Origin of the sequence: Amycolatopsis sp. 2-15, from assembly GCF_030285625.1 — a bacterium.
In the GTDB taxonomy this organism is placed as follows: Bacteria; Actinomycetota; Actinomycetes; order Mycobacteriales; family Pseudonocardiaceae; genus Amycolatopsis; species Amycolatopsis carbonis.
Genome location: NZ_CP127294.1, coordinates 4918472 through 4944261, shown reverse-complemented (window position 1 = coordinate 4944261; position 25790 = coordinate 4918472). Strand labels below are relative to the sequence as shown.

The following is a 25790-nucleotide window of genomic DNA, read 5'->3' as shown; positions in this document are numbered from 1 at the left end:
CGGCGTCGCGAACATTCCTCGGTGCAGGATCCTGGGGTACGAACGGGCAATACGTGCGATCCCGCTCGACTGCGAGCCGACCGTGAGTAGCGCTTCGGTCCGGTGTGGACGGTCGCCGAGCGCGGAGGATCGAGAGCAACAGCCGTGGTCGAACCACCGGGCGAACACAGACGAGACGACGCAACCGGCGCCGGCACGCGTCGGGGCGCGCGCCGGCGCCGGTGCCGTTTACGGGACAGAACTCAGGTTCCGGTCCGCCCCGAGGTGACTCGAAGGACGACCGGACCGCCCTTGGCGCCGGAAACAGCGCGTTCAAGCGCCGTCGCCGCCTCGGCCAGCGGCAGTGCGGCGCCCACCGACGGGGTCAGCCGACCATCACCCAGGAGCAGACAAAGCTCCTCGAGCTGGGTCGAGTCCGGGCGCACGTAGACGTCGGCGACGCTGATGCCGCGCTCGGCCGCCGGCGGGTCGCCGGTGATGGTCGCCATCCGGCCGCCCTCTCGCAAGGCCAGGACGGTGTCGGCACTGCCTCCGGAAACCGCGTTGACCGCGGCTTCGACGCCGACGCCACCGGTCAGTTCACGGACGCGGTCAGGCCAGTCGCTGTCGTGGTAGTCGACGACCTCTGCCGCCCCGGCCTGTACCACTCGGGCGGTGCTCGATGGTCCGGAAGTGGCGATCACCCGGACACCCCGCAGTGCGGCGAGCTGCACAGCCAACCCGCCGGTCGTCCCGCCGGCGCCGTGGACGAGCAGCGTCTCGTTCCCGGCGACTTTGAGCGCCTCGGAGAGCACCTGCTCCGCGGTCAGCGCGGGCACCGGGAACGCCGCCGCCGTGTCCCACGGCACGCCGAGAGGCTTGAGCACGAGCAGATCGGCGTCCACGACCAAGCGCTCGGCCCAGCAGCCCTCGTGACGCAGCGGAACCGGATGGCCGAGGACCTCATCGCCCGGCCGCAGGGTCGTGACTTCGAACCGACCGCGACGACCGTGCCGGCGACTTCCACGCCGAGCGCCATCGGCGCGGTCAACCCGACGTTCCACGCCCCCACTCGGACGACGTCGTCCCAGTTTCCGACGCCGGCTGCCGCGACCTCGACCAACACTTCCTCGGGACCGGGGCCGCCAGGCTCGGGGAGGGTCGAGCAACTCGACTTGACCTCCAATCTCACGCACTCCAGCGGCACGCATCAACTGTTCTCCCTTTCACTTTGATCAATCCGGCATTTTCGGACCACTCGACGATGAGGCCGACTTCATCCGCGCCACCAAAGGCGCACACGGGCGACGCGATCGAGGTCCACCAACAGCCTCAGGTGCGGGGTAAACCAATCTAGTCGCCGTTTGGCCCCGTGTTAGAGTCCAAATACTCGCAAGAAATGGGTACCACTTCCGGAATGGACTTCTTACTGCCGATCGAACCGCTGGTGCCCGGGCGACCACGCCGGGTTCAGCTCGAAAGCGCCCTGCGCGAGGCGGTGCGGAGTGGTCGGCTGGCGGTCGGCCAGCGGTTGCCCGCCAGCCGGGTATTGGCCGAAGACCTCGGAATCTCCCGGCGCTTGGTTGTCGAGGTATACACGCAGCTGAGCGCAGAAGGTTATCTGGTCAGCCGGCCGGGGTCCGGCACCTGCGTCTCCGACCTTTCTCTTCCGCCGACGACCGAGGTGCCTGACGCCCTCCGGTCAGCCGAGGTCGTGCCTCGATGGGACATGCGCCCCGGGATTCCGACGCTGTCGGCATTCCCCCGCCGCCTGTGGCGGCGTGCGTGGACGACCGCGCTGGCCGCCGCGGCGGATTCCGATCTGGACTACCCCGACCCGGCCGGACATCCTCGGCTGCGCCACGTGCTGGCCGATTACCTCGGTCGGGTTCGCGGCGTCGACGCCGATCCACACCGGTTGTTGATCTGCGCGGGCTTCACACAAGGTCTCCACTTGCTCGCCCATACGCTGCGCGCCCGAGGCGCCAAGACCGTCGCGATCGAGGACCCCGGCCTGCCTCATCGAGCGTCCATCCTGCGCCAGGCCGGGCTGGCTGTCCTGCCCGTCCCGGTCGATCACGACGGCATCCTCGTGGATCGGCTGCCCGAGCGGGGCGTCGACGCGGTGCTCACCACTCCGGCCCACCAGTTCCCCACCGGTGCGATCCTGGCGTCCGCCCGCCGGGAGGCGGTGCTGGCGTGGGCGGGGAGATGCGGCGCGATCCTCGTCGAGGACGACTACGACGGGGAGTTCCGCTTCGATCGACGCGCTGTCGGCTGCCTGCAGGGCCGGGCGCCCGACCGTGTCGTCTACCTCGGATCCACCAGCAAGACGCTCGCCCCGGCGGTCCGCTTGGGCTGGCTGGTCAGCCCGGCCGAGCTGCACGCCGAGCTGGTGCCGAACAAGTTCCTCGCCGATCACGGCAGCCCGACTCTCGATCAGCTCGCGCTCGCCCAGCTCGTCGAAACCGGCGACTACGACCGGCACATCCGCGCCGCTCGGAGCCGCTACCGAACAGCTCGGCAAGCACTCGAACTGGCCATCACCCGGCATCGCGTGCCGCTGCGGCTTGTCGGGACCGCTGCCGGTGTCCAGACGCTCGCCACCCGACTCGACGACACCCACCCCGATGAGTTGACCGCGCGCGCCCGAGCCCTCGGGATCGCCTTCACCTCCATCACCCGCTTCCAGCTCAACCCTGACCCGAGCCCGGACGGCGTGGTGATCGGCTATGGCAATATCGCGCCCCACGCCATCGACGAGGCCATCGCCCTGCTCGCCAATACGGTCGAGAGACAGCGCAGGTCGACCTGATGTCGCACAAGTCGGCCTCGTCGGATGAGAAGTGGTCGGGCAAGTCCAGTCGGCGGCGCTGGACGATCGGGGACGAAGTCAGGCCTTGAACGCCCGGATGCAGTCGATCGCCATGTCCAGCGCGACTTTCATGGGTGCGACGTCCTGTTGGGTCTGCGCGAGCAGGTATCCGCCCTGGAGGGCTCCGACCAGCCCGATCGCGAGCCGCTGCGGGTCGGCGTCCTGCCGCAGTTTGCCGGCGACTCGCATCCGCTCCAGACCTTCGGCGATCAGGCCTTCCCACCGCTCGAAGTGCGCCGCGAGCTCCGAACGCGCTCGTTCGTTCCGGTCGGACAGCTCACTCGCCATCGAGCCGAGAGGGCAGCCGTACGCACCGTTGCGCAGGGCGTTGTGCTGGACGACCGCGTCCCGCCACCGTTCGAGACCACGCATCGAGTTCAGCCGACTCAGCTGGTCCTCATGCCAAGCGAGCAGGCCGTGCGCCCGATGGCCGATGACCTCCTGGACCAACGCGTCCTTGTCCTGGAAGTGGTGATAAAGTTGCGACTTGCTGGTGCCGCTCGCGGCGCGCACATCGTCAAGCGTGGTCGCGGTCACGCCCTTCACAGACATCAAATCGACCGCGGCTTGCAGGATTCGGGCACGCGTCGCCTCACCCCGCGCCGTCAGCCGGGTAGCCCTCACCGTGTGCTCCGGTTCTGCCACGACGACAGATTACCGCACACGCACCTGCGACGACGGACCCGACAGCCGCCGGGGGATCAGTCATCCGCGGAGGTCAGCGAGGACCAGTCGGGCCAGTACGGTGGCCGGCTGATCGACCCGCCCTTGCCCCCGGTGAGCAGCGTCAGGTGCCCGGCACGCGCGATGCGTTTTGAGCCGGCCGATCGTCAGCCGCCCGGCAGGGCGGTCGTCAGCAAGGAACACCCCTCAGGGCCGGCACGAATGCATTCCGCGCCGATCATCGACCCGGCGCGGCCAGGACGTGGCGGAGCATGATGTCGAATGGCTCCAGCACATCCTCCGATGTGCCTGCCTTTCGGAACCGACCCATCGCACCGACGAGCGCCCCCATGACCGCGGTCGCCAACTCCGCCGGCCGCGACCCGGGCGCAAGCTCGCCACGATCGCTCAGCCGCACGAAGGCCCCTTCGAGCGCCGACTGCCACGGCCCGAGACTCGCCGCCAGAGCTCGGCTGGCCCGACCGTCGCGCCCGGTCACCTCGTGGACGACGATGCCCAGCGGGTATCCGGCGGAGATCCATGTGGCGCGATAGCGGGCGGTCACAGCATCACGCCACTGGTACAGGTCGTCGGCACTGACAGCCGCCATCAGCCGGCGGCCGGGACCTTCGAAGACGTCGCGAACCTGGATCCGCACCACCTCCCCGACGAGCGCCTCGACGTCCGCGAAGAACCCGCGCAGCCACGATCCACTCACCCCCGCCAGGTCGGCCACCGTGCCGAGCTCCGCGGCCCGCAGCCCGCGCCGGCACACCAGGTCCACCACCGCGGCCATGACCCGTCGCCTCGCGGCAGCGTCGGCCACGGACTCGAACGTCGCCCCGTCTCCGGTGAAGTCACCGGTCATGAGCCGACCGCCCGGCACGACAGAGCAGCCACACTTGCCCGCGGACCGTATACTGGACTAATAGGTCCCGTATTTCGTCCTTCACCGACACTCGACGCTCGGGCATTGCCCCCACTCGCGGCGATCGTGGTTGCGAAACTTTGCCAGTAAATGGGGTTCTGACTAGCAGAAATTCGGGCATGGCATCGGAGCAGCGTCACCTCACGGTCCAGCATGATGCCACCGTATACTGGACCTTCAGGTCCAAGCAAAGCGTCTACCACCATGGCGTGATCGCCGACTGTCGACGAAGGTCAGGTGGACCCGGCCTGCACCGCGCGCAGCCTGGACAGCCTGGTCGACGTCGCACTCGAGGCGATCTTGTCGGGCCCTTCGACCTGGGCGGTCACCGTGGGCGCCGGCCGGCCATCCGGCGACGCGATTCCCGGCGAACTACCGCCGAAAGGAATCGGTAAGGTCGACCGGCGGCGGCACGAACATCAGGGATTCGGCCCGACGAGACCGCGTTCCAACCCTACCGCCCCGAGCGAGCCACCCGCGGTTCACCGCGCATTCCCGGCCAGCCAACCGCGCGGCACCAGCGCGACTACCAGGGCGGATGCCGTGTCCCCAGCGGCTGCGCCGCTGTCCGCCGGGCAGACCAACGCCGACTTCGTCGCCACGCAGCGCGCGACGAGCCCCGACAGCATGCACCCCTGCCCGCTCACCACGGAGCCGATTGCTTCCTTCACGCGGACCGTGCGGTCCAGCTGGTGATAGGTCGCTCGTCACACAGTGCGGTAACCTGACGGCCGTGGACGAACCGGAGGGCACGACGCAGAAAACCCGGCTGACCGCCCGCGGCGCGGCGACCCGGTCCCGCATCGTAGCGGCGGCAGTCGACTTGATCCGAGTCAAGGGAGTGGCCGCGACCACGCTCGACGACGTCCGGGCCGCCAGCAGCACGAGCAAGTCGCAGCTCTACCACCACTTCCCCGACAAGAAGGCCCTCGTGCGCGAGGTTGTGGCCACCCAGGGCGCGCAGCTCATCGCGGGCCAGGAGGACCAGCTCCGGCGGTTGAACTCGATCCGCGGCCTCGAACGCTGGCGCGACGCGCTCATCCAGCGTGCCTCCCTCCGCGACGGGGCCTACGGCTGCGCGATCGGCTCACTGGCCGCCGAGTTGGCCGATCGGGACCAAGAAGCCCGCTCGATGCTCGCGAAGTACTTCGAGATCTGGGAGGAGCTTCTGGCCGAGGGACTCACGCGCATGCGCGCCTCCGGCGTCCTCCGACGGGACGCGGATCCCGAAAAGCTCGCCACCTTTCTCGTGGCCGCGCTGCAGGGCGGGTACCTGCTCGCGCAGACGGCCCACTCCACAGACCCCATGAAGCTCACGCTCGACATGGCGATCGGCCACGTCCGCACCTTCCTGGCCGCGTAGCCACTGCGCGCCGAACAGTGGACCTGAAAGTCCAGAAATCCTCCGGGTCGAGGTGTACTACACGCGGCCCGTCCGCTAGTGTTCGGAGTATGTCGGGTGACCAGACCGGGATGCACGTCGAGGATGCCCCGGAGCCGCACCGGCTGGTTGTGACAGCGGCGATCAACCTGCTGCGCGAGCGCCAGCTCGGGGAAATCACCTTCGCCGAAGTCGGAGCGACCAGCGGTGTGCCCGAGGCACAACTGAAGCAGACGTTCGAGAACGAAGACGCGCTTTTCGAGGCGGTCGTCCACGCCCAGGTGGCAGGCGTGCTGGCGACGCAGAAGCCCCTGTTGGAGGGCGTGCGCTCGCTCGCCGGTCTCCAGGCCTGGCGGGACAAGCTCGTCGAGGACAACCGCGTCAGCGGCGGCGCCGGCGGCTGCCCGATCGGATCGCTCATCGGCGAGCTCGCCGGACGGTATGACCGTGGTCACCGCGCTCTGGCCGAGGGGTTCGCGGCATGGGAAAGCCTTCTCGCGGCAGCGTTCCGGCGCATCCAGGAAAGCGGTGAGCTCGACACCGGCGCCGACCCGGACACGATCGCCACCGCCATCATGGGCGCGCTGCAGGGCGGGTTCCTGCTCGCCCGGACCACACGCGACCCCGGCCAGCTGGCGACGGTTCTCGACGTGTCACTCGATCACCTGAGGGCACATTCCTCTCGGTGTCGTTCCGGACTGGACAGGCCTGTTACGCCACCGTTGTCGAGCGAAGTACGCAGCTGACCCGGCCCCTGCGCGATTTCCGTCGGCGCCGCGAACCCCCATGCCCCGGTGCGGTGTACCCGCGCGTCGTGGACCAGTGCGGTGAGCGGGTGCTGGGCATGTGACGCCGGCACCCGCTCACCGGTCATCGAGGAAACGACCGACCCGGTGGAGTTGACCACACGATCGGCGAACGCCGCAAACCGGATTCTTACGTGTTGTCGCCCTCTTCCTCAACGCACCGAAGGCCAGACCGTGACAGGACGCCGGTCAGAGCGATTCGTCGGCGCCGAATTCACGCAGTGCGCGCAACAGGGCCTCGTGATCTCCCGAACAGGCGCAGCACGACTGCAAATGGGTCGCCAGCCCCGGGTAATGCTCTTCGGGGTTCTCGCCGGCCGCTATCATTTCCGTATAGGCGTGGAGCGCATCGAGCGCGAGGTCGCAACCGACGTCTCGCGGATCGGTCCGGAGGAACTCAGCCAGTGCGTCGCAGTTGCTCATGCCTTGCCTCGAGACTTGTCATTTCGCGGGCGCTCGCCACGAACCTGAGGTGCCGGGCGCCGACTTGTCCATTTTCAGTCCTGGACCGTTAGCACCCGCACTTCGGTGATTCTTACGAGTAAGACCCATTGGCGTCGCTCGGTCTTCCGCCTCGGACCGTCCCCACCCATAATGATCGAGTGATCGAGATCAGCCCGCTGCAGGCGGAAGACCGCGTCCGCTGGGAAGAACTGGCGCGCGGCTACAAGGAGTTCTACCGAACCGAAGTGTCGGAGGACGAGTACGAGCGGACCTGGCAGCGGCTCCTGCAGGCCGAGGACGTGTTCGGCTGCGCCGCCCGACTCGACGGAGGACGAGTGGTCGGCATCGCGCATTACCTGTTCCACACCAACCCGTGGTCATCCCGTTCGTGCTACCTGCAGGACCTGTTCGTGGACGTGGCCGCGCGCGGCCACGGCACAGGCCGGCTGCTGATCGAGCACGTCGCCCAGGCGGCCCGCGACCACGGCGCGGCCCGTCTTTACTGGCACACCAAGCAGGACAACCAGCGCGCGCGGCTGCTCTACGACAAAGTCGCCGACTTCCGCGAGTTCATCCGCTATGACTACCCGCTGGATTGACCGCTGACACCGATCAGCACATCCACTCGTAGCCGTCGGGGTCGCCCGGTCGTGGCCGGGCCGTGCCGCCGGGCCCGCCGGCGGTAGGGACGGCGTCGGCGAGCCCTCGGCGCGGTTCGATCGGCGTAGTACGCCTAACCGCGATCGGCGCCACGGCTGCGGTGCGGTTCAATCCGGAGCACGAGCAGTCTGGTCCTGCCGCGGCACGCCTCCACTCCTGTGGACCGGATGTCGCTGCTGCTGCCGGAAGACCAGGTCTCCCCTGCGCGCTCCGGTGCCGGCGTTCCACATCGTGTGCGTCTCTCGCCGTGGCTTGGTGATGTTTCCACCAGGCCCGAAGACCGCCTCGCAGTCACCGGAACGAAAGCCCATTTCGCCTTCGAGCGCGATCGAGTACTCGTCCTCGCGGGTGTGCTGGTGCACCGGCACGATCGCGCCGACGTCAAACGGATGTTCCACGATCGAAATCTCACTATCGGTGTCCCGGCTCCACAGTTCGAGCGAGACTCCGAACAGCCCCATTCCGATTTCTTCGCCGCCACCCGGCGGTGCGACCTTCGAATCGTTAGGGGCGAACGCGGATGATCGTCTTGCCCTTTTTCCGCTCGGTCGGGTTGAACGCGGCCACGGCGTCGTCGAGGCTCGCCACGGTGCCGATGTTCGTGCGCACCCGGCCGTCTCGCACCCGCTGCACGATTTCACCCAGCTGAGCACGGTCGGCCTCGACGACGAAGTCGACCGCCAGGCCGTCGGCGGGCCGGGTCTCCGGCGGGCCGGCGATCGTCACCAGCGTGCCTCCGGCCCGAACCAAACCCGCCGACCGCGACCCGATGTCACCACCGAAGACATCGAACACCAGATCCACACCGCCGACGTCCTCCAGCGCGTCGTTCTCCAGATCGACGAACTCCTGCACCCCGAAATCGTGGGCCGTCGCACGATCCGCCGCACGCCCCGTGCCCACAACGTAAGCACCCGCCTCACGCGCGAGCTGCGCCACCATCGACCCGACCGCTCCGGCTGCGCCGTGCACCAGAACGCTCTGTCCCGCCTCCAGCCGGCCGTGCACGAACAACCCCTGCCACGAGGTGAGGCCCGAGATCGGGAGGCTCGCACCTACGGTGAAGTCCACATCACCGGGCAACGGCGCGACGTTGCGCGCCTCGACGGCCGCGTACTCCGCCAGCGTGCCGTCACGAGTCCAGTCCGTGAGACCGAACACCCGCTGGCCCACCGACAACCCCGCGGTGCCGTAGCCCAGGCTCGCGACCACGCCGGCCACCTCGTGCCCGGGGATCGACGGCGTGCGATCCCGGTCCAGGCGATCCGTCCAGGTCGAAGGCCACGACAGCTCGCCCGGGGTGAATCCCGACGCGTGAACCTCGACGAGGACATCGTTCCCCGCCGCGGCCGGCTCGGACCGTTCCACGAGCTTCATCCCGGCCGTTCCCGCGGCCTCGTCCGTCACCACGATCGCTTTCATCAGGCACCTCTCTCTGCATCCGGTCTTTGCCTGAACAGTACTTTCAGTACACCGGTATTGGCGGCATGAGATCTTGACGTCTTACGACGCTGATCAACAGAGAGTGCCGGCCCTGGATACAACGTCGTGCCTGCGCCCTCCCGCACGGCCATACCGTGAAAGAATTTCAGGACAGTTTGACGCGGGGCGAGTCAGAGGTTGGCCGCGAATAGTCTCGTCCCTACACACCGATCCAGTCAGTTGCCGTTCTCCTCCATCATTCTGTTGGCGATGGTGAATGTAGTGTTGGCCGCGGGCACCCCGCAGTAGGTGGCCGATTGCAGCAGCACTTCCGTCGCCCAGAACGGCCCTGCGCACGGCGATGCCCGCGACATAGCGGGAGGCGCCGTCACCGGGGACCGTCGTGTCCCGTTTCGCGACCGGCGACCGCCAGAGTGGACGCGGTGGAACCGAGCCGACGTGGAGACGAGCATGAGCGAGGCGACGCGGTCGGGGTGGTACATCGCGAGCCACAAGCCCGCAGCCCCGCCCATCGAGATTCCGGCATACGCGAATCGCTCGATCCCGAGGTGGTCCGCGAGAGCGAGGACGAGGCCTGCGATGTCGCCGAGGGTGGCGTCGACGCGTAGCAGCTCGGCAGGAGAGCCGCCGTGCCCTGGCAAGTCTTACCGGATCACCCGACGGCCGCGACCCAGCCTCGATACCTGCGGTTCCCACACGGACAGCGAGCTACCGAGGGACGGTCCGAGGATCAAGGGGGGCGCACTGCCCGCACCGTCGCGTCGACGAGACCGAGCCTCGCCTTGGCGTGGTTCCGGATCTCGTCGACGCGTGGCGTAGGCACTTCCGTATCGCCAGGATTGCGGACGGGGATGCTCAGATGAAGGTGAACAGCCGGTCTGCTTCGAAGCGCGAAATCGGGCCCTTGTACGCCTTGGCTCGGTCGGGGTAGCCGAGAGCCAGCAGCACGGTCGTCGTGTGACCGGTTTCGCGGATCTTGAACGCCTTGTCGACGCTGGTCGGGTCGAACCCTTCGAGCGGTGTGGCGTCGACGCCCAGCTCGACGGCCGCCATCATGGTCATGCCGAGCACCATGTAGGTCTGCTTTTCCATCCAGTGGTTCAGATCCTTGTAGGCGTAGTTGCGCAGGTTCAGGAAGTCCCGCGTCATGTACTGCCACATCGCGTTCTTTTCCGGGTCGGGAAACCGGCCGTCGGCGGTCTCCTTGGCGAACACATCATCGAGGTGGCTGTCGGGCACATCCGCCCGCGTGGTGAGAATGATGGTGTGCGACGCGTTCAGGATCTTCGAGCCGTTGTCCTGGAATCGTTCGCCCAAGTTGTCCGCGAGCTGCTTCTTGGCTTCGGCCGAGGCGAGGACGTAGAAGTGGTTCGGCTGGATGTTCGTCGAGGTCGGCGCGGACCGCAGGAACCGCAGCAGTTGGTGAAGGGTTTCGTCCGGGATGGTCTTGCTGCCGTCGAAAGCCCTGGTGAGGTGTTGGCTCATGAGCTTTTCGAGATCCATGTCAATCTGCTTTCTTGTGGCAACCGATAGGTGAACAGCGGTGGTTCGGCGAGCTCGGGCTAGTTCTTGCCGCGGGCGATCAGTTCGCCGATCCGGTCGAAGCCCAGACCCGTGGTGGCGGCCGCGAGGTCTCCGGCGACGAGGGCCTTGGTGGCCTGTTCGAGTGCCGCCATCGCGTTGGCGTAGAGGAACGGCCCCAAACTGATGCGCTTGACGCCGGCTTTCTGCAGCTCAGCGACCGTCAGCACCTTGTCCGAAGGGGACACGAGGACGTTGACCGGCGTGGGCGCGACCGCGGTGACGATCGCCTCGAGTGCGTCGAGGTCGGGCGGGAACGGTGCGAAGACCACGTCCGCACCAACCTCGGCGAAAGCCGTGAGGCGCCGGATCGTGTCGTCGAGATCGGGTCGACCCTGGATGAAGTTGTCGGTGCGCCCGGTTACGGCGATGCGTCCCTTGGCCGCGTCGACGGCGCCGCGCACGCGATGGACCGCCTCGTCGAAGTCGCGGATCGGCTGGTCGGGATCACCCGAGGTGTCCTCGACGCCGATACCGGCCAGGCCGAACTCGACGGCGGCCTCGACGGTCGCCGCGACGTCTTCAGGCGTGTCGCCGTAACCGTCCTCGAAGTCCCCGTTCACGGGTAGTCCGGTGAGCCGGGCGAGCAGCCCCGCATGCTCGAGGTGCTCGCTGCGGGTGACTTCGTGGCGGCCATCGGGCCGGCCGAGCATGGCCGCGAGCGCTGCCGACGACGTCGCGATCGCCTCAAAACCGGCATCCGCCAGCATCAGCGCCGAGAGGCCGTCCCAGGCGTTGGGCATGACGAAGCCACCGTCGCGGGTGTGCAGCGCCATGAATCTCTCATAGAGCTCGGAGCCCGGCATATCGCACCTTTCGTGGATGATCATGGGGCCGTGAGGGGGTTACCGGGCTGTGTGCGCCGCCTTGACGGCGGCTGTGGCGATCAGCCGGGTGTGCCGGCGGCGTCGACCGCGGGGATGTCGATGTCGGTCTGGTTGACGTTGTTGATGAAGTTCGTGAGCAGCGCTTGCACCGCGACGGTGACGATCGCCAAGATCTGCGCATCGGTGTACCCGGCGTCTCGCACACCCGCGAGGTCCTCGTCACTGACCTGTCCGCGGCTGTCGACCACCCGTCGAGCGAAGTTGGCGGCCGCGGCGCGCTTGGGGTCGACCGAGCTCCCGGCGCGGCCCAGAGCGATGTCGTCGCGAGACATACCGCCGAACTCGGACGACACGTACGTGTGCATTGCCAGGCAGTAGTCGCAGCCGTTGGCTTCCGACACGGTCAGCGCGATGCTGTGCCGGGTCCTCGCGTCCAGGACACGGCTCAAGGTGCCTTGCAGGGTCGTGACGACTTCGAGGACAGTCGGGTTCGACGCGATGACCTTGAACATGTCCGGGACGAAGCCGAGCTGCGCACCAACCCCTTCGAGTATCTGCCGCGAGCCGGCGGGGACGTCTTCTGGAGCGGGCGCGTTCAGTCGTGACACAGCGAATCAACCTCCGGTAGGTATGTGAGTGGTCAGCGTCGCGCTCAAGTCGGCTCTTACTGCTCCGAGTTCCGCCACCGCGGTAACCCTGCGCTGCCTGCGGCGTGGCCGGTGGCGCCGGTTGCGTTGGACCTGGTGACGTGCGTTGCGAGGGGCGATTCCGTCGGCGCCGAGTTCCGGACCTTGTCGCGACGAAGAACCCTAGACTGGACTATACAGACCAGACACTCGTGCACGCACGCTCCCCGCTGAGTCGTTCTTACCGCTCAACTGCTCGCTGCTTGACAGTCAACGGACTTGTAAGTCCACTAGTGAGGACACCGCACACCTCATCAAGGACTTTGCTCCTGCGCACCCGAGGGAGGGGATCATGGAGCTGCCGCCGGACTGTTCCCTGCACTGGCAGCCCGCCTTTCCCGTGGATGCGAAGCTGACACTCAAGAACCTGAGGCGCGGCCGCCACGATCCGACCCACCGCGAGGAAGCCGACGGGACCCTGTGGCGGACAGCCCTGGCCCCGTCCGGGCCGGTCACCTACCGGATCCGGCAACAGCGCCTGGACGATCTGCACGTCGACGCGTGGGGGCCCGGTGCCGCGGAGCTCGTCGACAACATCCGTACCGAGCTCGGCGAACACGACAACCCCGAGGACTTCCGACCGGCACACCCCGTTCTGGAGCGGGCCTGGAGCAGGTTGCCCGGCCTCCGCGTTCCGCACACGGGACGGCTGTTCGAAGCCCTCGTCCCGGCAATCCTCGAACAGCGGGTGGTCGGTTTGGACGCTCAAGCCGCCTGGACCCGCCTCGTCGGCGCGCACGGCGGCCCGGCACCGGGTCCGGCGCCCGACCCGATGCGGGTGATGCCTTCGCCCGAGGTGTGGGCGAACCTTCCGATCTGGGAATGGCGGCGTGCCGGCGTCGACCTGCACCGCTCGAAGACCGTCATCTTCGCCGCACGGTACGCGGCCAAGCTCGATCGCGCGGCCGGCGACGCCGCTCGCGCCTACCAACTGATGGCAGCGATGCCGGGCGTCGGGGTGTGGACCTCGGCGCAGGTCGGACACCGCGCGCTCGGCGACGCCGACGCGCTGCCGCTCGGCGACTTCCACCTCGGCCGGATGACCGGCACGGCCCTGCTCGGCCATCCACTGGCGCAGCACGAGATCGAGGCGTTCTACCTGCCGTGGCGGCCGCACCGCTACCGGGTGGTTCGCCTCCTCGAGCTCACTCCGCGCGCGGCGCCGCGGCGCAGCCACCGCGCACCACGCGCCCGGCCGTTCCGCTGACGATTGGCGATTGGCGATTGGCGATTGGCGATTGGCGATTGGCGATGAACAGCCTACGTCAAATGCCGTGGGCACCTGCATTTGATGACTGAGTGACACCTGGGAAAACGACCGATTGCCGGGTTCTCCCGCGGCACCGTGGCCTCCGGAACGGTCCGTGGTGATGTCGATCCGCAAGTGGGTCGCCGAGGCGAGTCGCGACACCGATCTCACGGTGAAGGTCGGCGACACGGACCTGCTTTCCGGCATCGAGGGGAAATGTGGTGCCTCGTTCGTGAAGCGTTTCCCGGCCACGTGGGTTTGCTTTCGATGAGCGAACGCGCCGAGCGCCCCGGGGGGAAGATCACCATCGTGACCCGGCCCGGCAGCGGCACTGGACTCCGCGATCACCCGCTGACTGACCGGCCCGGCCGAACGAGGCGGCACCCACGTCAGCAACCTGTTCGCCAAGTTTGGGCGTCGGCTAACGGACACCAGCCGCACTGCTCGCCGTCCGCGAGGGTCTCACCTCGGAGTCGACCTGACCTGACCGACGGGGTGGGCCGGCCGCTCCGGCGAGATTGTTGGTCACCGTGCCGGCTGTGCACCGGTCGTGCCGGCGTGGGGATTGCGGGCGGCGAGGACGGTGAACACGGTGGCGATGAGGGCCAGGCCGCCGTACCCGAGAGCGATCTGCGGTAGCGACAAGGACGCGGAGAGCCGGCCGGCGATGAGGGCGGGGATCGTCGCGCCGCAGTAGGAGAGGATGTAGACGACCGTGAAGATCGGGGCCCGGTCGGTCACATCGCTGCCCTCCAGCAGGCCGCGGGTGGCGGAACTGATGGCGATGCCTTGGCTGGCGCCGGCAACGATCGTCGCGGCGAAGAACAGCACCAGCGCACCGGTCGCGATCGCCGTGATGATCCCGATCATCCCCGCCAGGAACCCGATCATGCCGACGCGCTGGGCCACCGCCGGCGTGAACCGGCCACCCAGCGGAGCGCCGAGAACACTCGGACCCATGTACGCGGCGAACACCAGCCCCAGAATGAGGGGGCTCTGACTGTGCAGCTGGTCTTCGACCAACGCCGGCACGAAGGCTTGAAAGAAGGCCCCGGTCGCCCAGGTCGCCAGGAGCACCGCCGCCGCGACGGGGAGCAGGTGCCTCACGCTGGCCGGAACGCGGACCCGGGGCCGCAGCGACCGCCAAGCGCCCGGCGTCGGAGTGACAGTTTCCGGACTCACGATGATGAGCGCGGCAGAGACGAGAAGCAGGCCGATCACCACCAGGTAGACGAGATCACGCGGCCACGGACCGAACTGGACCAGGGCGCCGGAACCGATGGCGCCGACGGCGAGGCCGAGCATCACTGTCTGGCTGGCGGCGACGGAGGCCAACCAAGCGGGCCTGGCCGGTGCGGCGTCGACGATGTAGGACGTGAGGCTGCTGCTGGCCACACCAGCACCGAAGCCCATCAGGAGCCGACCGGCGATCAAGATGCCAACGTGGTGCACGTTCAACAACAGCACACAGCCCAGCAGGAGCAGACCGAGGCTCGCGACGGAAGCGGGCCGTCGCCCCAGGTGGTTGGACACCCGTCCCAGCACCAGCAGTGTGCTGAGGGTGGCGACGGAGTAGGCGACGACGGTGATCGAGATGTCGGCGTTGGTGAACCCGTCCTCGGCCCGGTAGATGTTGAACAGCGGGATCGTCGAGCCCACCGCGGCGAACGACGCCACGAGCGCGACCACCGCGGACAAGAACGCCAGGGTGCGTGTTGTCCCCCGCTGCGCGACGCCGGTCTTTGACACGTTGGACATCGAGCCACGCCTTTCTCTTCGTCTGATGTTCTGAACCACGCCGCGGCTTCACCAGGCGTCTCGCTGTGTCTCGATCCAGGAGGGGCTCTCCCGATCCGTGCCGGACCGGTCTTCGACCCGAACGTCCACCCGCGGCGCCAGGATGACGCTGACTGCGGCAGCCGGCATCCCACCCGGCCGCGGATCAGGTAGCTCGACGTCCCTGACGTCGTCGAGCTCCCCCCACGCGCTTCCGGCAACGTCCGTCCATCACAACTTGGACTCTACAGTCCTCTTCACTGAGGCGGATCGGCCCGCGATGCACATGTGACGAGGTTCAAGATCAATTATCGCCGATCGGGGGTTTCGGTTCCGGCCGCGCCCTGCCTAGCATCGAGAGTGTCCGCAGATCGTCCACAAAGGAGACTTGATGGTTTCACAAACCGAGGAACAGTCCGGGTCACGGACACTACGGGGCACGCTGTCCCCGAACTCCATCGCCCGGAGGGAACGGGTGTGGCCGGCCGCCACCGTGTTCGCACGCCTCGCGTTGGCCGCCGGATTCCTCTCGGCCGTCGCTGACCGGTTCGGCGTGTGGGGCCCGCCGCACACCGGGCAGGTCGGGTGGGGCAATTTCGCCGCGTACACCGCCTACACGCACAGCCTTTCCCCCTACGTGCCCAACGGGCTCACCGGCGCGGCCGCGTGGGGCGCGACCGCCGCGGAATCGGTACTGGGCCTGACGTTGCTGGCCGGCGTCCTCGTGCGCTGGTCCGCCTGGGCGGCAACGGCGCTACTGGCGGTGTTCGGCGTGTCGATGGGGTTGTTCCTGGGCTGGGAAGCTCCACTGAGCGCCTCGGTCTTCGCCGCCGCGGCGGCGGCCCTGCTGCTGGCCCTCTCCCCCGTCGACACGTTCGCCTTCAGCTTCGACCGGCTTTTCCAGCGGAAGCGAACCGACTAGGGGACTATACAGTCCAGTCCGCCTGGGTAGGTTCGGATCGTGGCCGATTCACAAGTGAGGGTGGCACCCATGCCTGAGATCAAGACCAACATCTCCGTCGTAGACGACTTCTTTCGAGCAGTCGAACGTGGCGATATCGACACCGCGCGCGCCCTCTACGCCCAGGATGCCGTGATCTGGCACAACGACGGTGCCGGCGAACAAGACCGCGAAGCCAATCTCGCCGTCCTCCGGCTGTTCAGCACGGCCATCCGCGGCCTGCGCTTCGACGTGTCACGCCGGGTCGACGTCGGAGACGGGGTCTTCCAACAGCACGTCCTGCGCGGGCAGCTGCCCAACGGCGAGGAGTCCGCTCTCGACATCGCGATGTACCTCGCCGTCAGCGGCGGCAAGATCACCCGAATCGAAGAGTACTTCGACGTCGCCGGCGTGACCCACATCATCGCTGCTGCCGGCGAATCCGGAGGGGCATGAAACCCGGCTCCCTCACAGCGCTCCGGAGTGCTCCCCGGCGCACTTGGCGGGGCTGGGTTCTGCTCAACATCGCTGCGCCCGGTCGAGGCCGACCGCAGCGACGTTGAGCAGATCCTCCGGTACCCCCTGGCCGTCTCGGCGCATGCTCGAAGCAGCATCCACCTCCCGGCCCGCGTTCAGGCCAGCAGCGCCCGTACCGCGCGGGCGATGTGCGAGGCGGAGATCCCCACCGCTTCCAGCAGTTCGTGCGCCGCGCCGGAGCCGGGCAGTTCCCGCACTGCCAGGTGTTTCATCCGCAGCGGTGTCAGCCCGCTCGCCAAGAGCGCGTCGGCGACGGCGGACCCGAGCCCGCCCTCCGGGTGGTGGTCCTCGGAGACCACGATCCGTCCGCCGGTGGCGTCGGCCGCGGCAATCAGGGTCTCGGTGTCCACCGGCTTGACCGAGTAGAGGTCGATCACCCGCGCGGCGATGTTCTCCCGCGCCAGCTCGTCGGCCGCGGCCAGGCATTCGTGCAGAGTCACGCCGGCGCCGATCAGCGTCACCACGTCGTCGTCGGTGGAACGCAGCACTTTGGCGCCACCGATCGGAAACTCGTCGTCCTCCGAGTACAGCGTCGGGTATCCACCGCGCGTCGTGCGCAGGTAGGAGACGCCGGGACGGTCGGCCATCTCCTTGGTCAGTGCCACGGTGCTCGGGCCGTCGCTGGGGTACAGGACCGTCGAGCCCTGAACCGCGCGCATCATCGCGAGGTCCTCGAGCCCCATCTGCGAGGGACCATCGGCGCCGATCTCGACGCCGGCGTGCGAGCCGACCAGCCGGATGCTCGCGGCGGAGATCGCCGCCATGCGGATGAAGTCGTACGCCCTGGTGAAGAACGCGGCGAACGTCGACGCGAACGGCACGTAGTGGCGCACGCTCAGCCCGACAGCTGCAGCGATGAGCTGCTGTTCGGCGATGTACATCTCGAAGTAGCGCTCAGGGTAGGCGTGGGCGAACTCGTCGGTGTGCGTCGAGTTGCTGACCTCGCAGTCCATGGCGACGACGCGGGGATGGATGCCGCCCAGCCACTTCAGTGCGTCGCCGTAAGCCTTCCGGGTGGCCACCTTCTCGCCCAGTGCGTAAGCAGGTCTCGGTGCAGCAGCACTCGCCGGCCGCAATTCGGGTCGACGATCGAAGGCCGGCACCGGGCCGCGGACCAGCAGATTCCGCTCACCGCCCAGTTCGACGAGCGCGCGCTCGGCCATCTCGGCCGGCAGCGCCTTGCCGTGCCAGCCCTCGTGGTCCTCGACTTCGGAGAAGCCCTTGCCCTTGACGGTCTTGGCAAGGATCACTGTCGGCCGGTCGCCGCCCGCCCCCGCGGCGTGGAGCGCCAGGTCGATCGCCGGCAAGTCGTGGCCGTCCACGGAGATCACCTTCGCGCCGAACGACTCGGCGCGGCGGGCGTAGGCGTCGAGGTTCCAGCCGAGTTCCGTGGGCCCGCGCTGGCCGAGCCGGTTGACGTCGACCAGCGCCACGAGGTTGCCGAGCCGGTAATGACTCGCCTTGTCCAGCGCTTCCCAGATCGACCCTTCCGCCATCTCGCTGTCGCCGCATAACACCCATACGCGATAAGGCAGCTTGTCCAGGTACTTGCCGGCCAGGGCCACACCGACGGCGTCAGGCAGACCCTGCCCGAGCGAGCCGGTGGCGACGTCGACCCACGGCAGGATCGGCGTGGGGTGGCCTTGCAGACGTGAGCCGAAGCGCCGGTAACCGGTCATCAGCTCGTCGTCGGCGATGGCCCCGACAGCCTTGTACACCGAGTACAGCAGCGGGGAAGCGTGCCCCTTCGAGAAGATCAGGTGGTCGTTGGTGTCCGCTTCGGGACGATCCCAGTCGTAGCGCAGATGCCGGCCCACGAGCACCGCGAGCAGATCCGCCGCGGACATGCTGGAAGTGGGATGGCCGGAGCCCGCGCTGGTGCTGCTGCGGATCGAGTCGACCCGCAGCTGCGCGGACAGCTCGGCGACCTCGTCCAGGCTGAGGTCGGTGGCGGGTTGCCGGGTGTCGGTCACAATTCTCTCCCCTCTCCGGGCGGCGACTCGTCACCGACTGTGCTGTCGGTCGCCGTCCCGTGCTGACACACGAAGTCCTCCGTTAGCCGCACGGAGTGGGCAGATCTTCCTGCCGCTGGTGGCTCGCGTCGGGCCGGCACCGACGGCTACTGATGGGGATCGTTGGCCTGGAGCGGGTCTCCGGTGGTGGAGACGTAGACGACCAGCAGCTTGGCGGGCTTGGTCGTGCTCGGATTCGCCGCGACGACGTGGTGGGCGCCGGGCAGTTCGAACCAGTTTTGTCCCTGGTGGTACGTGGTCACTGCCTGGTCGTCGACCTGGCTTCGCACATCGCCTTCCAGCACGTAGGCGTACACGAAAGCCTGACCGTGGCGATGAGACGGCGCGGCGGAGCCCGGCGGGAAGTCTACGATCTGCGACGTGAACGTCTTGCCCTCAGCGTTCGGAAGGGCCTGTTGCAGCAACACACTCACCTGGGGCGACGACACTGCCGTGCTTGTCACCGCGGTGGTGCCCGTCACCGCGGCCGGCGTGCTCTGGGCAGCAGAGCTGCAGGCTGTCGCGCCGGCCAGCGCGGCGACAACCAAAAAACGACCTACGATCTGCGAGGGAACCATGAAAAACCTCCTAGCGCCGAATTTTCTGCTTCCGCGGTTCAGTTGCGCCCGGCCATGACACCGCCGTCGACGTCGACGATCGCGCCGGTCATCCAGCTCGCTTTTTCCGAGAGCAGAAATGACGTCATGTTCGCGACGTCTTCCACGGTTCCGACCCGGCCCAGCGGATGCATGCTCGCGAAGCTGTTCACGGGGTCCTCGAGGTGCGCCTCGGGAACCAACCGGTAGTACGGCGGGGTCCGCACCGCTGCGGGTGAGACCGCGTTGACCCGAATGGCATGCGGTGCCAGCTCGATCGCGAGTGCCTTCGTCAGGGAGTGCAGGCCGCCCTTCTGCACGGAGAAACCGGTGTGCGGCGTTGCCGCGATCCCCTGGTGCGCCCACATCGCGCCTATGTTGACGATCGACCCTCCGTTGCCCGCGGAGAGCATGCCGGCGACGACGGTTTGGGTGATGAAAAACATCGCACGGTTCAGTTCGTTGAATGAGTCGTAGAAGTCTTCGTCGTACTCGGTGAACGGTTTGGGGACGAAGATTCCGGCCCCGTTGACCAGCAAGCTGGCGTCGGCATGTTCATCGGCGATCCGGTTTCGTACTTCGGGAATCTGGGCGCGGTCGGTCAGCTCCGCGGCGATGCCCCATGCCTTACCGTGCTTCGACAGCGCTTCCACCGCCGCTTGCAGCTTATCCGGATTCCGACCGGTGATCACGGCGCTGCCGCCGCCGGCGATCACCTGTTCGGCCGTGGCGAAACCTATTCCACTACTACCGCCGACAACAACAAGCTTGCGGCCTTCGAAGTCTTCGCCCACGAAATATCTCCTTCATTGTCAAGGCGCAATATTGCGTTTACCGAGAGTCCCGAAGCTGACGGCTCAGATGAACCGGCACAAGACACCAGCCGACGCCGGGGCGGCAAACCTGCACCAAGCGAAATCGACGGCAACCGTCCACTCGAGACGGAGACGGTTTCAACGCGGACGGTCATCTCACCGTGCCGGGTACCGCCTACCCGGACGCCGACCGACGGCCAAGATGTCCGCACACTGGCGTCGCAGCCATCAATCGTGGTGACTCCGGCACCGAGCCAGGCGGCAAGCACAGCGTCGCAGCTGCCGGCCGGCAGAGGCTGTTGATCACAGTGTGGACTATACAGTCCTCTCTGCCGCGTGTCATCGAGGTCGTTTTTTTCTCACCGGTTCGGATGGCCGACAGGTCGGCCCGTACGTCGAGCTGACGACGTCAACTACCCACAGATCGTTCGTTTCCGAGGTATCCCGTTACTGGCGATTCACACTTCGAGAGTACGAATGTAGTCGATGGCCATGTCGAGCGCGATGCGCATGGACTTGATGTCCCCCTCGGTCTGCGCGAGCAAGTACCCGCCTTCGAGGGCGCCCATCAAGCCGATGGCGAGCCGTTCGGGATCGGCGTCACAGCGCAGTTTGCCCGCGTCGCGCATCCGCCGCAGACCATCCGCGATCAGGCCGCGCCAGGTTTCGAAGTGGCCGGCCAGAGCAGATCGAGCCCGCTCGTTCTGATCGGAAAGCTCACACGCCAGCGAGCCGAGTTGGCATCCATAAGCCCTGTTGCGCAGGGTGTTCCGCTGGATGATCGCATCACGCCACCGCTCGAGCCCACTGACCGAGTCCAGCCGGCGCAGCTGTTCCCCCTGCGCGGTCAGCAGGTCTTCGGCCTGATGTTCGATCACATCCCGGACCAGCGCGTCCTTGTCGGCATAGTGACGGTAGAGCTGTGACTTGCTGGTACTGCTCGCCGCGCGAACGTCGTCGAGCGTGGTGGCGGCCACCCCCTTGACCGTCATCACGTCCACGGCAGCGCGGACGATCCGAGCCCGGGTCGCCTCACCCCGCGCCGTCAGCCGGACAGGCTTCATTGTGCTCTCCGGTTCCACCACCGCGACAGATTATCGCACCTGCCTGTGCCTGCGTGCCCCGCGATGCAATTCGGCCAACCGCGCCGAAGTCAATCCGCTTCCTCACGCCGCAACCGTTAACCGCCGGGAAACCGACGTGGCGGAGAAGTCCTGCATCCCGACCGACTTACGCCATCAGAGTCCGGTCGAGAAGCGCCGCCTGACTGACTCGTCGAGTGAAGACATCGCCGCATTGTCATTTCCAAGAGATCGGTCTGACCCGCCGCATCGGAGTCAATCACCGCTGTCGACGTCGTCGGAAAGTGCCTTGCGGAGCTGGTTGACCGCCTGGCGGGTCATCCCGGCACGACGGCCCAGTTCGGCGTCGTTGTCACTGTGGTACCGCGCATCGCCCCAGCTGATGATCTGTGCGAGAAGTGCGGCACGGGCGGCTTTGGCACGTTGCAGCCGTTCGACGGCCTCGCGGGCTTGGGTCAGTTCGTCGTCGATCAGGCGGGACCGCAGTTCGTCCCGGTAGGCGTGCGCGACACTTTCGACCCCGACCAGTTTGACCCCGTCCCGCAAGGCGGCGGTGCGCTCGCGCTCGGCGAACATGGAGACGGCTTCGTCGTCGTGGTCCGCGGTCATCCGGCCGATCAGGGTGTGCGCGGGCTCGGCGAACCACCTGGCCGCATCCAGAATCGGCCGGTTGTCGGCCTCGTTGGCGCGGTAGGTGTAGAGCCACGCCCGCGCTCCGTACACCTTCAGCCCGATGCCACCGCCTTCGTCGCACGGCCTCCCGGACTCCTCCCGAAGCTGCGGGTCGAGGTGGTACCGAGACCTACTCAGCACGTCGGCCGCGTCGTCGAGCTGGGTGTCTTCCATCTCGGCCCACTCACCTCGGACCAACCCCGGCACTGCCACGACGGCATCAGCGAAATTGATCAGGCCCGCCAGCGACGTCTCGACACCCCGCGGACCCTGGTGGTATCGGCTGCACGCGGCATCGATCAACCGCACGGCCGCCACGGATTCGGCAGACCATTCGAGGTCGTCGGTGCCGGGCACTCGGAACAGGTTGTCAACCAACTGCTGCGCAAGCGGCACGAGCGAAGCCACGAACGCGTCGCCTTGCTCGCGAGTCAGGTACACCCACGCGGGCGTCGACGGACGCCCCGCAGCGGGGAAATCCACGCGCGTCCAGGTGTCGATGAAGAACATCAGCAACTCCGGAACCGGCCGGGTGGCCGCATTCATGGAGTTGATCGGACTCTCGCCGGGGTACTGCGACTTCCAGACCGCGCGATCCTCATCTCCGAGAACAGGCACGTACACCCGCCAGTCAGCGCAGAAAAACGACATCTCGCCGGTGCGGACATTGAGCAGGACACGCTGGTAATGCCCCACCCACGAATCCGCCTGGGTGGGCAGCGGAGGCAAATCCACATCTTCGGGAACCGGGATGTGCACAATCTCGACCGCATCGGCGTTGCGGGGCACGGCGAATGCGGGGGTGACGCGCATAGTGGGCTTCCTCCTCCCTCAGCGGCTCGGGCAATGAGCTTGTCGTGGAACCGAAAAGGCGCCAATCTGCTTGTCATCGCTCAGGCAAGACGTCAATTTACTTGACATCCACTGCGTGGTGGAGACAATTCCCGACCGCGAGCAGCGCTCACGGAAGAGCTTCCAGCTACAGGTCTCCGGCTGAAGGCTCGGCGTCGCTCATTCCCTTACCTCTCCTGTGTGCGGCTCAGCGGTCGCAGCGGGTGCGTGCGGCGACCCGCGTCATCGGGCAAGTGGTTGGTGTCGGTCCGTCTCGAAGTCTTACCGGCAGCGTTGCGACCTCGTTCGTTGCCCGACTGTCGACCTCGCGCCCAGCGAAGCCTCGCGGCTCGGCCGGCGTTGCGGAGTGAACAACCTCAGCCGACGCTCGCCACGGCCGGCCGCCGCAGTGCGCCGAGTCGACTGCCGGCGTCGCAGCGCTCCCTGTGCACGACCGATCGCGGCGAGAGCGTCAGGACACCGACCCGGCCACCTCGCGGCCGCGGACGAGGTCGGCGGCTTTTTCGCCGATCATGATCGTGGCCGCGTTGGTGTTGACGCAGACGATGCGCGGCATGACCGATGCGTCGGCGACCCGCAGGCCGCGCACACCGCGCAGACGCAGATCGAGGTCGACGACCGCGCCGGGGCCGGTGCCCATCGCGCAGGTGCCGACCGGGTGGAAGTACGTGCCGGTGGCACGGGTGACGAACTCGCGCAGGCTGTGCTGGTCGCGGGCATCCGGGCCAGGGTGCAGTTCCTTCCCGCGCCACGCGTCGAACGGGTGCGCGGCGGCGATCTCGCGAGCCACGGCGACGGCGTCGACGAGGCGCAGCACGTCGCGCTCGGCCCCCAGGTAGTTCGGGTCGATCAGTGGCTGTGCGCTCGGATCGGGCCCCGCGATGCGGACGGCGCCGCGGGCCTGCGGGACGGTCGCCAGTCCGAAGGTGAAGCTGTTCGGCGGAGCCGGCAGGGCCGGTGGGCCGAAGGGGACGTGCATGAACATCAGCTGCATGTCGGGCCCGGTGAGGCTCGGGTCGCTGCGCCACACCATCGAGGTCTCGGCGTGGTTGGTGTTGCCGGGCGGAATCGGCTGTGCGGCCTCGTAGACGACGTTGCACAGTGGGTGGTCGTGGAGGTTGCGACCGACGCCGGGCAGGTCGTGCACGACGTCGACGCCGGCGTATTCGAGGTCGGCGGCGGGGCCGACACCGGAGAGCAGCAACAGTCGCGGTGAGTCGACCGTGCCGGCGCTGAGGATGACCTCGCGGTCGGCGTACACGGTATGGCCGGCGCCGTCCTGCCGGTATTCCACACCGGTGCACTGGTCGGCGTCGAACAGCAGCCGGTGTGCGCGGGCACCGGTCGCCACGGTGAGGTTGGGCCGCGCGTCCCGGATCGGCCGCAGGTAAGCCGCGGCCGTGCTCTGTCGCATCCCGTCCGCGATCGAGAGGTCATGCCAGCCGGCACCTTCACCGTCGGCGCCGTTGAAGTCGTCGGCCCGCGGGTGTCCGGCGGCCACCGCGGCGTCGACGAACACCTGCGAGAGCGGGTTGGGTGCGGCCGAGGGTGCCGGGCGCAGCGGCCCGTCCGTGCCACGAAACCGGGCATCGCGGCCCGGCACGGATTCCATGCGCCGGAAGTACGGCAGGACCGAGTCGTAGTCCCAGCCCGTGCAGCCCATCCTCGCCCACTGGTCGAAGTCGCCGCGGTGCCCTCGCAGGTGCACCATCGCGTTGATGCTGTGCGACCCGCCGAGGGTGTGACCACGCGGCCAGTCGTGTGCGGCCCCGCCGGTGCCGGCCTGCGGGACGGTGCGGTAGCCGTAGTCGACTTCGGTGCCCCAGACAGAGGGCCACGCGGGTGGGTCGGAGATTTCCGCCTTGGAATCGGGGCCACCGGACTCGAGCAGCAGCACGCGACTGTCAGTGTCCTCTGACAGACGTGCGGCCACGACACACCCGGCCGTGCCCCCGCCGACGACCACATAGTCGTAGCGAGCACTCATGAGCCGGCCTCGACCGAGCGGCCGGCAGTCGGTTTCGGGCGTGCTCGAACGAAGCTGCTGTCCATGCCGGCTCCTTCATCTGTATGGTGCAGCTCCCACACGTAACCCCACAGGTACGCCGTCGCATACGACCGATACGGCCGCCATGGCTCACTACGCTGCTCCGCGGCCTTCGGCGTGATCCGCCTGTCCAGTCGATCGAATGTCGTGATCGCCGAGCGCACAGCGAGGTCGCCGGCCGGGAAGATGTCCGGTCGACGCAGGTACCGCATCATGAACATCTGCGCTGTCGAAGGACCGATACCCGCCACGGCCACGAGCTTGGTTTGAATTTCGGTATCCGACATCGCCGCGAGCTTGTCCGGGTCCAGCAGGCCGTCATCGGCGTGTTCGGCAACCTCGCGGATTGCCCTGGCTTTCCGGTGAGACAAGCCGGCTCCGCGCAGAATCCGTTCGTCGGCCGTGACGACCCGCTCCGTGGTGATGGAGCCACCCAGCTGCGTGACAAGCCGGTGGTAGATCGCCAAGGCGGTTGCCCTGCTGAGCTGCCGCGAGGCGATCGCGAACGACAACCATTCGAGCGGAGCGTGGACCTCGACCGGAAGGTGTGACTCGTAGGCATCGATCGGTCCTGTCGACCGCACCCACAGGGCGAGCGAGTCGCCGCGCGAGCCCAAGTACTCGTACGCGGCGCGCTGTTCCTTGGTTGCGCGCTTCCCCGTGCGAGTCATGGTCACGTCACCAGGGTCCCAAATATGGCCCACATAGTCCAGGAACAGGTCACATCGATCCAGCCGCACACCCTCGGGACGCGCAGTGATCCCGCTCATTCCCAAGCCCCCTTCAGCTGAGCCGGGGATGGCGGCAGCCCAGGTACCCGCCGCTGGTCGACCACGCGTGTGGACTATATGGTTCTCTTCGATAATGATGGATACGCGGGTAGCCGTCCTCTGGCACCTCGCGACACCGCCTGAGCTCGGCGCCATGTCGTCGGGCTGT

The 25790-nt window shown here is 67.5% G+C and carries 27 protein-coding genes; 8 read left to right on the top strand and 19 right to left on the bottom strand.

What is annotated here, in order from left to right; genetic code table 11:
• Positions 1-242: 242 nt before the first annotated feature.
• Both QRX50_RS24555 and QRX50_RS49705 read right to left on the bottom strand, forming a co-directional pair.
• Complete coding sequence (locus QRX50_RS24555) at positions 243-884, bottom strand: zinc-binding dehydrogenase (RefSeq protein ID WP_285974247.1); 642 nt, start codon at positions 882-884, stop codon at positions 243-245.
• On the bottom strand, positions 806-1105 hold the full coding sequence (locus QRX50_RS49705; RefSeq protein ID WP_353074141.1) for an alcohol dehydrogenase catalytic domain-containing protein: 300 nt from the start codon (positions 1103-1105) through the stop codon (positions 806-808). Before QRX50_RS49705 ends, QRX50_RS24555 begins: the two co-directional genes overlap by 79 nt.
• A 291-nt stretch (positions 1106-1396) precedes the next feature.
• On the opposite strand from QRX50_RS49705, the gene pdxR reads away from it, so the two are divergent.
• Complete coding sequence (gene pdxR / locus QRX50_RS24545) at positions 1397-2794, top strand: MocR-like pyridoxine biosynthesis transcription factor PdxR (RefSeq protein WP_285974245.1); 1398 nt, start codon at positions 1397-1399, stop codon at positions 2792-2794.
• A gap of 78 nt (positions 2795-2872) precedes the next feature.
• Here the strand turns inward: pdxR and QRX50_RS24540 are convergent, their stop codons facing one another.
• Together QRX50_RS24540 and QRX50_RS24535 are read right to left on the bottom strand one after the other, a co-directional pair.
• Complete coding sequence (locus QRX50_RS24540; RefSeq protein WP_285974244.1) at positions 2873-3499, bottom strand: TetR/AcrR family transcriptional regulator; 627 nt, start codon at positions 3497-3499, stop codon at positions 2873-2875.
• Between the two features lie 256 nt (positions 3500-3755).
• A complete protein-coding gene (locus QRX50_RS24535; RefSeq protein ID WP_285974243.1) occupies positions 3756-4313 on the bottom strand; it encodes a hypothetical protein in 558 nt (185 codons plus the stop codon).
• Between the two features lie 675 nt (positions 4314-4988).
• On the opposite strand from QRX50_RS24535, the gene QRX50_RS24530 reads away from it, so the two are divergent.
• The 3 genes from QRX50_RS24530 (at position 4989) to QRX50_RS24520 (ending at position 6572) form a co-directional block, all read left to right on the top strand.
• Positions 4989-5141: a hypothetical protein gene (locus QRX50_RS24530; protein WP_285974242.1), complete on the top strand. Its 153-nt coding sequence runs from the start codon at positions 4989-4991 to the stop codon at positions 5139-5141.
• Positions 5142-5178: 37 nt separating this feature from the next.
• Positions 5179-5808 carry a TetR/AcrR family transcriptional regulator gene (locus QRX50_RS24525; protein ID WP_285974241.1) on the top strand — a complete coding sequence of 210 codons (630 nt, stop codon included), beginning with the start codon at positions 5179-5181 and terminating at the stop codon, positions 5806-5808.
• 89 nt (positions 5809-5897) lie between these two features.
• A complete protein-coding gene (locus QRX50_RS24520) occupies positions 5898-6572 on the top strand; it encodes a TetR/AcrR family transcriptional regulator (RefSeq protein WP_285974240.1) in 675 nt (224 codons plus the stop codon).
• A 249-nt stretch (positions 6573-6821) separates the two neighbouring features.
• On the opposite strand, the gene QRX50_RS24515 is transcribed toward QRX50_RS24520, so the two are convergent.
• Positions 6822-7055 carry a hypothetical protein gene (locus QRX50_RS24515; protein WP_285974239.1) on the bottom strand — a complete coding sequence of 78 codons (234 nt, stop codon included), beginning with the start codon at positions 7053-7055 and terminating at the stop codon, positions 6822-6824.
• A gap of 179 nt (positions 7056-7234) precedes the next feature.
• Between QRX50_RS24515 and QRX50_RS24510 the strand changes: the two genes are divergently transcribed.
• Positions 7235-7675 carry a GNAT family N-acetyltransferase gene (locus QRX50_RS24510; protein WP_285974238.1) on the top strand — a complete coding sequence of 147 codons (441 nt, stop codon included), beginning with the start codon at positions 7235-7237 and terminating at the stop codon, positions 7673-7675.
• A 168-nt stretch (positions 7676-7843) separates the two neighbouring features.
• Here QRX50_RS24510 and QRX50_RS24505 read toward each other — a convergent pair whose 3' ends face one another.
• The 6 genes from QRX50_RS24505 to QRX50_RS24485 all read right to left on the bottom strand — a co-directional run bounded on the left by QRX50_RS24505 (position 7844) and on the right by QRX50_RS24485 (position 12195).
• Positions 7844-8197, bottom strand: a complete 354-nt coding sequence (locus QRX50_RS24505) for a cupin domain-containing protein (protein ID WP_285974237.1) — start codon at positions 8195-8197, stop codon at positions 7844-7846.
• A 43-nt stretch (positions 8198-8240) separates the two neighbouring features.
• Positions 8241-9158, bottom strand: coding sequence for an NADP-dependent oxidoreductase (locus QRX50_RS24500; RefSeq protein ID WP_285974236.1), 918 nt, complete (start codon positions 9156-9158; stop codon positions 8241-8243).
• 236 nt (positions 9159-9394) lie between these two features.
• Positions 9395-9820: an alpha/beta fold hydrolase gene (locus QRX50_RS49700; protein WP_353074139.1), complete on the bottom strand. Its 426-nt coding sequence runs from the start codon at positions 9818-9820 to the stop codon at positions 9395-9397.
• 214 nt (positions 9821-10034) lie between these two features.
• Positions 10035-10682 carry a nitroreductase family protein gene (locus QRX50_RS24495; protein WP_285974235.1) on the bottom strand — a complete coding sequence of 216 codons (648 nt, stop codon included), beginning with the start codon at positions 10680-10682 and terminating at the stop codon, positions 10035-10037.
• Positions 10683-10741: 59 nt separating this feature from the next.
• The gene (locus QRX50_RS24490; protein ID WP_285974234.1) at positions 10742-11536 is read right to left on the bottom strand and encodes an isocitrate lyase/PEP mutase family protein; all 795 of its coding nucleotides are present in this window, start codon (positions 11534-11536) and stop codon (positions 10742-10744) included.
• A 110-nt stretch (positions 11537-11646) separates the two neighbouring features.
• Complete coding sequence (locus QRX50_RS24485; RefSeq protein WP_285974233.1) at positions 11647-12195, bottom strand: carboxymuconolactone decarboxylase family protein; 549 nt, start codon at positions 12193-12195, stop codon at positions 11647-11649.
• A 370-nt stretch (positions 12196-12565) separates the two neighbouring features.
• Here QRX50_RS24485 and QRX50_RS24480 point away from each other — a divergent pair, with 370 nt between their 5' ends.
• A complete protein-coding gene (locus QRX50_RS24480; protein WP_285974232.1) occupies positions 12566-13480 on the top strand; it encodes a DNA-3-methyladenine glycosylase family protein in 915 nt (304 codons plus the stop codon).
• 567 nt (positions 13481-14047) lie between these two features.
• Here the strand turns inward: QRX50_RS24480 and QRX50_RS24475 are convergent.
• Entirely contained in the window at positions 14048-15280 is a 1233-nt protein-coding gene (locus tag QRX50_RS24475) for an MFS transporter (protein WP_285974231.1), read from the bottom strand.
• Positions 15281-15689: 409 nt separating this feature from the next.
• Here QRX50_RS24475 and QRX50_RS24470 point away from each other — a divergent pair, with 409 nt between their 5' ends.
• Positions 15690-16220 carry a hypothetical protein gene (locus QRX50_RS24470; RefSeq protein ID WP_285974230.1) on the top strand — a complete coding sequence of 177 codons (531 nt, stop codon included), beginning with the start codon at positions 15690-15692 and terminating at the stop codon, positions 16218-16220.
• A 39-nt stretch (positions 16221-16259) separates the two neighbouring features.
• Positions 16260-16694: a nuclear transport factor 2 family protein gene (locus tag QRX50_RS24465; protein ID WP_285974229.1), complete on the top strand. Its 435-nt coding sequence runs from the start codon at positions 16260-16262 to the stop codon at positions 16692-16694.
• A 176-nt stretch (positions 16695-16870) separates the two neighbouring features.
• On the opposite strand, the gene QRX50_RS24460 is transcribed toward QRX50_RS24465, so the two are convergent.
• The 7 genes from QRX50_RS24460 to QRX50_RS24430 form a co-directional block, all read right to left on the bottom strand.
• A complete protein-coding gene (locus QRX50_RS24460; protein ID WP_285974228.1) occupies positions 16871-18748 on the bottom strand; it encodes a transketolase in 1878 nt (625 codons plus the stop codon).
• A 146-nt stretch (positions 18749-18894) separates the two neighbouring features.
• Complete coding sequence (locus QRX50_RS24455) at positions 18895-19365, bottom strand: cupin domain-containing protein (RefSeq protein ID WP_285974227.1); 471 nt, start codon at positions 19363-19365, stop codon at positions 18895-18897.
• A 38-nt stretch (positions 19366-19403) separates the two neighbouring features.
• Positions 19404-20177 carry an SDR family NAD(P)-dependent oxidoreductase gene (locus QRX50_RS24450; protein ID WP_285974226.1) on the bottom strand — a complete coding sequence of 258 codons (774 nt, stop codon included), beginning with the start codon at positions 20175-20177 and terminating at the stop codon, positions 19404-19406.
• Between the two features lie 479 nt (positions 20178-20656).
• Entirely contained in the window at positions 20657-21283 is a 627-nt protein-coding gene (locus tag QRX50_RS24445) for a TetR/AcrR family transcriptional regulator (RefSeq protein ID WP_285974225.1), read from the bottom strand.
• 252 nt (positions 21284-21535) lie between these two features.
• On the bottom strand, positions 21536-22765 hold the full coding sequence (locus QRX50_RS24440; RefSeq protein WP_285974224.1) for a hypothetical protein: 1230 nt from the start codon (positions 22763-22765) through the stop codon (positions 21536-21538).
• A gap of 490 nt (positions 22766-23255) precedes the next feature.
• On the bottom strand, positions 23256-24791 hold the full coding sequence (locus QRX50_RS24435) for a GMC family oxidoreductase (protein ID WP_285974223.1): 1536 nt from the start codon (positions 24789-24791) through the stop codon (positions 23256-23258).
• Complete coding sequence (locus tag QRX50_RS24430; protein WP_285974222.1) at positions 24788-25621, bottom strand: DNA-3-methyladenine glycosylase family protein; 834 nt, start codon at positions 25619-25621, stop codon at positions 24788-24790. The genes QRX50_RS24435 and QRX50_RS24430 overlap by 4 nt, the downstream gene beginning before the upstream one ends.
• Between the last annotated feature and the right edge of the window lie 169 nt (positions 25622-25790).